The organism is Burkholderia sp. E168m23, assembly GCF_016586125.1.
In the GTDB taxonomy this organism is placed as follows: domain Bacteria; phylum Pseudomonadota; class Gammaproteobacteria; order Burkholderiales; family Burkholderiaceae; genus Burkholderia; species Burkholderia orbicola.
Map to the genome: position 1 here is coordinate 1 of NZ_BCPP01000258.1, position 7,683 is coordinate 7,683.

The 7,683-nt window shown below is 69.8% G+C and carries 4 protein-coding genes and 2 pseudogenes; 5 read left to right on the forward strand and 1 reads right to left on the reverse strand.

Going from position 1 to position 7,683, the window contains the following annotated elements; translation table 11 throughout:
- Positions 1 to 221: 221 nt before the first annotated feature.
- Positions 222 to 605, reverse strand: coding sequence for a DUF305 domain-containing protein (locus JMF90_RS15275; protein WP_011545496.1), 384 nt, complete (start codon positions 603 to 605; stop codon positions 222 to 224).
- 332 nt (positions 606 to 937) lie between these two features.
- Between JMF90_RS15275 and JMF90_RS15280 the strand changes: the two are divergent.
- The 5 genes and pseudogenes from JMF90_RS15280 to JMF90_RS15300 all read left to right on the forward strand — a co-directional run.
- Positions 938 to 2,772 (forward strand): annotated as a pseudogene (locus JMF90_RS15280) (thiamine pyrophosphate-requiring protein).
- Positions 2,773 to 3,070: 298 nt separating this feature from the next.
- Positions 3,071 to 4,132, forward strand: a complete 1,062-nt coding sequence (gene coxB / locus JMF90_RS15285) for a cytochrome c oxidase subunit II (RefSeq protein ID WP_077179832.1) — start codon at positions 3,071 to 3,073, stop codon at positions 4,130 to 4,132.
- Positions 4,133 to 4,145: 13 nt separating this feature from the next.
- A complete protein-coding gene (gene ctaD, locus JMF90_RS15290; protein ID WP_077179779.1) occupies positions 4,146 to 6,785 on the forward strand; it encodes a cytochrome c oxidase subunit I in 2,640 nt (879 codons plus the stop codon).
- Positions 6,782 to 7,183, forward strand: a complete 402-nt coding sequence (locus tag JMF90_RS15295) for a hypothetical protein (protein WP_011695019.1) — start codon at positions 6,782 to 6,784, stop codon at positions 7,181 to 7,183. Before ctaD ends, JMF90_RS15295 begins: the two co-directional genes overlap by 4 nt.
- Positions 7,174 to 7,683 (forward strand): annotated as a pseudogene (locus JMF90_RS15300) (cytochrome c); the annotation flags it as partial. The gene JMF90_RS15295 and the pseudogene JMF90_RS15300, both read left to right, overlap by 10 nt.

Genomic DNA, 7,683 nt, shown 5'->3' on the forward strand with positions numbered 1-7,683 from the left:
GCAGCGCCATCGTCTGCCGCTGCGCGCCGATCGCGGCCATGTAGTCGGCGACGCTGTCGATCGAACGGCCTGCCGTCTCGTGCTCACCGTCCATGCATCGCGCCTCCTTTCGCAGCCGATAGGACGCACGGCCATCGCCTCGGCACGTGTCCGGTATCGCCACTCATCGGATGCCGAACCATCGATACAGCCGGCTGCGTATCGCCGTCTCGCATCGCGGCTCACGGCGTTTTGCCGCGCTCCTTCTGCCAGCGCTCCATCAGCGCGATCTCGTCGCGCTGCGCGGCGACGATCCGGCTCGCGAGCTGCCGCAGCGTCGGGTCCTTGCCGTATTTGAGCTCGACCTGCGCCATGTCGATCGCGCCCTGGTGATGCGGCGCCATGTGTGAGACGAAATCGCGATCGGCGTCGCCGGTGTACGGCGCGCTCTCCATCGCTTCCATCATTTTTCGGTCGGCGCGCTTGAACGCCTGCGTGGACGTGTCGGGCACGCTGGCTGGATTGGGTGGGCGCAACTGGGCTGCCGCGGGCAGCGCCGACGCGCACGCGGCCAGCAGTGCGCAGGCGGCACAGCGGCGCAGGAATGATCGGTTGAAGGCAGGCATGCCCCCTCCTCGCTAGGAAAGTGAATGGTTCGCGTGTGCGGTCTTGCTCGTCCGGACGCGTGACGGCGGGTGCCGGCGATAGTCGCGCCATGCGATTCACTGCCAGCGCGCATCCGCATGCGGCTGCGGGCCGGGCGGTCGGCACACGGTGCGCGCGAGCGCACACGTCGTCGATCGCCGGCGCGATGGAACGTGCCGTCGCCGCGCTCCGGTCAGCTTGCTTTTTTTGCTTGCGGATGCGGCGTGCAACCGCCGTGCCCGACGCACGCGGCGCGGCATGTGCCTTGCGCGGCTGCCTCCCATCGGCTCATCCCGAACCAAGGAGAAACGGCATGGCGACAGTGGCGGATTTCATCGTCGAGCGACTGTACGACTGGGGCGTGCGCCGCATCTACGGCTACCCGGGCGACGGCATCAACGGCTTTTTCGGCGCGCTGAACCGTGCGGACGGCAAGATCGAATTCATCCAGGCGCGCCACGAGGAGATGGCAGCCTTCATGGCGTCCGCGCATGCAAAATTTACAGGCGAGCTCGGCGTATGCGTCGCGACGTCGGGCCCCGGCGCCGCGCACCTCGTGACGGGCCTGTACGACGCGCGGCTCGATCACATGCCGGTGCTCGCGATCGTCGGCCAGCAAGCGCGGCGCTCGGCGGCCACTATCAGCAGGAGGTGGATCTTCCGGCGCTTTTCAAAGATGTTGCAGGCGCATTCGTTCAGCTTGCGACGGTGCCGGGCCAGGTGCGCCATCTGGTCGACCGCGCGGTGCGCACCGCGCTCGGCGCGCGCACGGTCACCGCGCTCGTGCTGCCGAACGACCTGCAGGAGCTCGATTACGCGCCGCCGAAGCGTGCGCACGGCACCGTACATTCGGGCGTCGGCTACACCGCGCCGAAAGTCGTGCCGTATGCGGACGACCTGCGGCGCGCGGCCGACGTGCTCAACGCGGGGTCGAAAGTCGCGATGCTGGTGGGTGCCGGCGCGCTGAAGGCGACCGACGAGGTGATCGCGGTGGCCGACCGGCTCGGCGCGGGCGCCGCGAAAGCGCTGCTCGGCAAGGCCGCGCTGCCGGACGACTTGCCGTGGGTCACCGGCTCGATCGGGCTGCTCGGCACCAAGCCGAGCTACGAACTGATGACCGAATGCGACACGCTGCTGGTCGTCGGCTCGGGTTTTCCGTATTCGGAATTCCTGCCGAAGGAAGGCCAGGCGCGCGGCGTGCAGATCGACCTGAAGGCCGACATGCTGAGCTTGCGTTACCCGATGGAGGTCAACCTCGTCGGCGACAGCGCCGAGACGCTGCGCGCGCTGCTGCCGCTGCTGAACGAGCGGCGCGACACCGTGTGGCGCGACCGGATCGCGAAATGGAACCATGACTGGCACGACACGCTCGCGGCGCGCGCGGCCGCGAAGGCCAGCGCCGGGCGCGGCGTGAATCCGCAGCGCGCGTTTACCGAGCTGTCGCCGCGCCTGCCCGACGACGTGATCCTGACGAGCGATTCGGGCTCCTGCGCGAACTGGTATGCACGCGACCTGATGATGCGGCGCGGGATGATGGGTTCGTTGTCCGGCGGCCTCGCGTCGATGGGCGCCGCGGTGCCCTACGCGATCGCCGCGAAATTCGCGTACCCGGTGCGCCCTGTGATCGCGATGGTCGGCGACGGCGCGATGCAGATGAACAACATGGCCGAGCTGATCACCGTCGCTAAATACTGGCGCCAGTGGCCCGACCCGCGCTGGATCTGCATGGTGCTGAACAACGAGGACCTGAACCAGGTCACGTGGGAGCAGCGCGTGATGGAAGGCGACCCGAAGTTCGACGCGTCGCAGCAGATCCCGAACGTGCCGTACTACCGCTTCGCGACGCTGCTCGGCCTCAAGGGCATCTACGTCGACGATCCGGAACAGCTCGGCGCCGCGTGGGACGAAGCTCTCGCGTCCGACCGGCCGGTCGTGCTCGAAGTGAAGAGCGACCCCGAGGTGCCGCCGCTGCCGCCGCACGTGACGCTGCAGCAAGCGAAACATTTCGCCGAAACGCTGGTGAAAGGCGACCCGCGCGAGGGTAACGTGATCGTCGAGACCGCGCGGCAGGTGTTGTCGGCCGTGCTGCCGGGCGACCACGGCGACAAGGCCGGCAAGGGCAGCAAGGACGGGAAAGGCGAATCGTAAGCCCCCGGGACGGCGCGACGTTCGCGGTCGGTTCGGCCGTTTTGCGATGATGGCCGGCACGCCGCCGCTGTCGCTGTCGCGTCGTTCCGGAACTTGATCGGCACAGCAAACGACCTTCCGCCAGCCAGACGCGCGCGTAAAAACGCGCCACTCAATTTACAAGGCAGCTGTAACGCGCCGGCCGTTGCGCACGCCATCCCGCCCCCGCACGGCTGCCTACGTGGGCGCCGCGCGTGCACGAAATTTGCTCTGCCGCGAACGGCTGTCGTCATGCCGCCGAATGCGGCAAGGAGTCGTGTTGCTCGTTCCGCCGTCCAGGAAAACGCGTCGTATTACACGCATCGCACCGTTCGCATGGGCAGTCGCGCCGCTCGTGGCGCGCGCGGCCGCCGAGCCTGCGACGCCCGGCAACCCTGCCGCGCCGCTGCCCCTCGCGTACGTCGTGCACGCGGCCGGCCCCGCCGCCCAGCCGGTCTTCGTGCTCGGCTGGGCGCTGCTCGCGCTGTGCACGTTCGTCTGCGTCGCGATCGCCGTGCTGCTGCTGATCGCGCTGTTTCGTCGTCGCGCACAGGCGGGCGGCGGCTACGGCAGCGGGCTGACGATCGTGACCGTCGGCACCGCGATCTCGATCCTGCTGCTGTTCGGCGCGCTCGTGTACATGCTGCGCGTGCTGGGTGCGGTCGCGGCGCCGCCGCGTCCGCCCGCGCTGACGATCACCGTGACCGCGCAGGACTGGTGGTGGGCCGTGCGTTATCCGGACGATGCGGACGGCCCGGGCTTCGTCACGGCGAACGAGATTCATATTCCGGTGGGCGAGCCCGTCGCGATCGAACTGAAGAGCGCCGACGTGATCCACGCGTTCTGGGTGCCGCAACTCGCCGGCAAGACCCAGACGATTCCCGGCCAGACCAATCGTCAATGGCTGCAGGCAGACCGGCCGGGCATCTATCGCGGCCAGTGCTCGCAATACTGCGGCGCGCAGCATGCGCACATGGCGTTCGAAGTCGTGGCCGAGCCGCCTGCCGCGTTTCATGCGTGGCTCGCCGCGCAGCGCCAACCGGCCCCGGCGCCCGCAGCGGGCACCGGCACCGAACGCCGCGGCCAGCGCGTATTCGCCGCACGCTGCGCGGGCTGCCACGCGGTGCGCGGTACCGATGCCGCGGGCGACGCGGGCCCCGATCTCACGCACGTCGGCACGCGCCGGCTGCTCGCGGCCGGCACGCTCGACAACACCCCCGACAACCTGCGCCGCTGGATCGCGCATGCGCAGCAGGTCAAGCCGCAGTCGCTGATGCCGTCGATCGCGCTCGCGCCGCGCGATGCCGACGATCTCGCCGCGTATCTCGCGACGCTGCACTGAACCGAGGACGCCGATGGCCATTGCCCGCGACACGCCCGCCCCGCTCAGCCGCGTACCCGATCTCGGTGAAGCACCGCCCGGCTCCGCGCACGAGCGCGTGCTGGCCGAGCTGTGGGAATCGGAACCCGGCTGGCGCGGCTGGCTCGGCACCGTCGATCACAAGCGCATCGGGTTGCGCTACATCGTCACCGCGTTCGTGTTCCTGCTGCTCGGCGGCGTCGAGGCGCTCGTGATGCGCATCCAGCTCGCGCGGCCGAACGCGACCGTGCTCACGCCTGCGCAATACGATTCGCTGTTCACGATGCACGGCGTCACGATGATCTTCCTGTACGCACTGCCGGTGCTGTCCGGCTTCGCGAACTACCTGTGGCCGCTGATGCTCGGCTCGCGTGACATGGCGTTTCCGCGGCTGAACGCGTTCTCGTACTGGTCGTTCCTGTTCGCCGGGCTGTTCCTGTACGCGAGCTTTCCGCTCGGCGCGGTGCCGGACGGCGGCTGGTTCAACTACGTGCCGCTCACGTCGCTCGACTACAGCGCCGGCGCAAACATCGACATCTACGCGCTCGGGATGATCCTGCTCGGCATCTCGACGACCGGCGGCGCCGCGAACTTCGTCGTCACGCTGCTGCGGATGCGCGCGCATGGCATGTCGATCGACCGGCTGCCGATCATCGTGTGGGGCACGCTGACCGCGTCGGTCGCGAACCTGGTCGCGGTGCCGTCGGTGAGCCTCGCGTTCCTGCTGCTGTGGCTCGACCGCAATGCCGGCACGCATTTCTTCGACGTCGCGCATGGCGGCCGGCCGCTGCTGTGGCAGCACCTGTTCTGGATGTTCGCGCATCCGTGGGTCTACGTGGTCGTGCTGCCGGCGATGGGGATCGTGTCGGATGCGCTGCCGACCTTCTGCCGGCGGCCGCTCGTCGCGTACGAGGCCGTCGCGGTGTCGACCGTGGCGACGATGCTGATCGGCTTCGAGGTGTGGGTCCACCACATGTTCGCGACGGGCATCGCGCCGCTCGCGCTCGCGTTCTTCGGCGCCGCGAGCATGCTGATCTCGATCCCGAGCGCGGTCGCTGTGTTCGCATGGATCGCGACGATCTGGACCGGGCGCCCGGTGTTCCGCACGCCGTTCCTGTATTTCGCGGGTTTCGTGCTGATGTTCGTGATCGGCGGCGTGTCGGGCGTGATGACCGCGGCCGTGCCGCTCGACTGGCAGCTCACCGATACGTACTTCGTCGTCGCGCACCTGCATTACGTGCTGCTCGGCATCAACGTGTTCCCGGTGCTCGGCGGCGTCGCGTACTGGTTCCCGAAGTTCACCGGGCGGATGATGCACGAGCGGTTCGGAAAGCTGACGTTCTGGGTCGTGCTGGTCGGCTTCAATCTCGGCTTCTTCCCGATGCACATCTCCGGGCTGCTCGGGATGCCGCGCCGGATCTATACCTATCCATCCGGGATGGGCTGGGACACGTCGAACCTGCTGACGACGATCGGCTCGTTCGTGTTCGGGATCGGCATCGTGATGTTCGTCGTCAACGCGCTGGTGAGCGCGCGGCGCGGCGTGCGTGCCGGCGACAACCCGTGGGGCGCGGCCGGCCTCGAATGGTCCGTCGCGTCGCCGACGCCCGTGTACAACTTCGCGGTGCTGCCGCTCGTCGCGTCGCGGCATCCGCTGTGGGAAACGCGCGACGATCCAACCCGCACCAGCCTGCGGGTCGGCTACCGGCTCGCGGACGGGCGCGAGGCGCTCGCGGTCACGCCGCTCGCCGCCGCGCCGAGCGCGATCCTGAAGATGCCCGAAGACAGTTGCGTGCCGTTCGTGCTCGCGCTGCTCGCGACCGCCGTGTTCGCGGCAATGCTCGCGCGCTCGCCGACGCTCGTCTGCATGGCCGTCGCCGGTTGCACGATCGCCACCGCCGCGTGGCTGTGGCCGCGCCGCGAACTCGGACAACGCGCGCGCCTGCCGGCCCGCGCCGACACGCTGGCGCCCGCCGCGGCCACCGGGCTTCATCCGGACGAACCGCCGTCGGCGACGGTGCCGCCGGGGGCGCCGGCCGCGTGCATCGAACCGCTGCCGGTCGGCAGTTGCGGCGAACGCGCGGGCGGCTGGTGGGGCGTGCTCACGCTGATCGTGACCGAGGCCGGGCTGTTCGGCTACCTGCTGTTCTGCTACTTCTACCTGCAGTCGCAGTGGTCCGCGCCGTGGCCGCCCGAAGGCATGCCGAAGATCTGGCTCGCGGCCGCCAACACGGTCGTGCTGCTGTCGAGCAGCGTGTTCGTGTGGCTCGCGGAGCGCGCGGTGCGGGCCGACAGGCCGGCACGCGCGGTCGCGATGCTCGTCGTCGCGCTGGTGCTCGGCACCGCGTTCGCGCTGGTTCAGCTGCATGAATGGCGCGACCATCCGTACGGCCCGACCGCACATCTGTACGGCAGCCTCTACTTCACGATCACCGGGTTCCACCTCGCGCACGTCGTGGCCGGTCTCGCGATCCTCGCGCTGCTCGCCGGGTGGACCGCCGCCGGTTTCTTCGGCCGCGGACGGCGCGTCGCGCTGACGATCGGCGGGCTCTACTGGCACTTCGTCGACGTCGTGTGGCTGTTCATCTTCACCGCGCTGTACGTATCGCCCTTCTGGCTGAGGAGCACGGGATGAACGACGCCCGACGCGCGTGGACCCCGCTGCTCGCGATCGCGGCCGGCCTCGTCGGCGCGCCCGCGCTGTGGTTCGCGCAGATGCTGGTGTCGGAGACGCTCGCGTCCACCGCGTGCTATCCGCTCGGCGTCGCGCAGGCCGTGCCGCGCTGGGCGCACGTCGGCGTGTGGCTCGCGCTGATCGCCGCGGGGGCATTCGCGCTGGCCGCCGGGTGCGCGACATGGCTCGCGCGCGCGTGGCGGCACCGGCACGATGGCGACGCGCCCGCCGCGACGCGCGACGACAGTACGCGCTTTCTCGCGCGCTGCGGGATGCTCGCCGCGCTCGGCTTCGTGATCGGTCTGGTGTTCACGGGGATCGTCACCGCTTTCGTGGGGCCTTGCAGTCCATGGCGCTGATCTCGTTCGCTTTGTTTCCGTTCCGATTTCCGGGCCGCCGCGCGGGCGTCGCATTCGCGGTATGCGTCGCGCTCTGCGGATGCGAGATGCGGCAGGACGACAACACAGCCGCACCCGGCAATGCAGCCGACGCCGCGTCGGCGGCGGAAGCGCCCGAGCCCGCGTCGGGCTGGCGGTTCGTGCGGATCGGAGCATCGGCGGCCGAGGCCGGTGCGTCGATGTCCGCGCGCGTGAAGGACGACCGGCGGCTGTCACGCGACCGGGGCGCGTTGGTGGCGGATTCGACATCGTCCGCGGCGTCCACCCCGCCGCCCGATGCGGCTTCCGCTTCGACCGCCCGCCGCCCGGTAATCGCCGCGGCTGCCGCGAGCGCCGACGCCGCGACGCTCGCGCGCGGCCGCTACCTCGCGCTCGCCGGCGATTGCGCCGCGTGTCACGACGCGGCCGACCATACGCCGTACGCGGGCGGCCAGCCGGTGAATTCGCCGTTCGGGCCGATC

What these genes read in the sequence shown, in the direction of transcription:
- JMF90_RS15275 (WP_011545496.1), bottom strand. Translation starts at nt 605, where the DNA reads ATGCCTGCCTTCAACCGATCATTCCTGCGCCGCTGTGCCGCCTGCGCA.
- ctaD (WP_077179779.1), top strand. Translation starts at nt 4,146, where the DNA reads ATGGCCATTGCCCGCGACACGCCCGCCCCGCTCAGCCGCGTACCCGAT.
- JMF90_RS15295 (WP_011695019.1), top strand. Translation starts at nt 6,782, where the DNA reads ATGAACGACGCCCGACGCGCGTGGACCCCGCTGCTCGCGATCGCGGCC.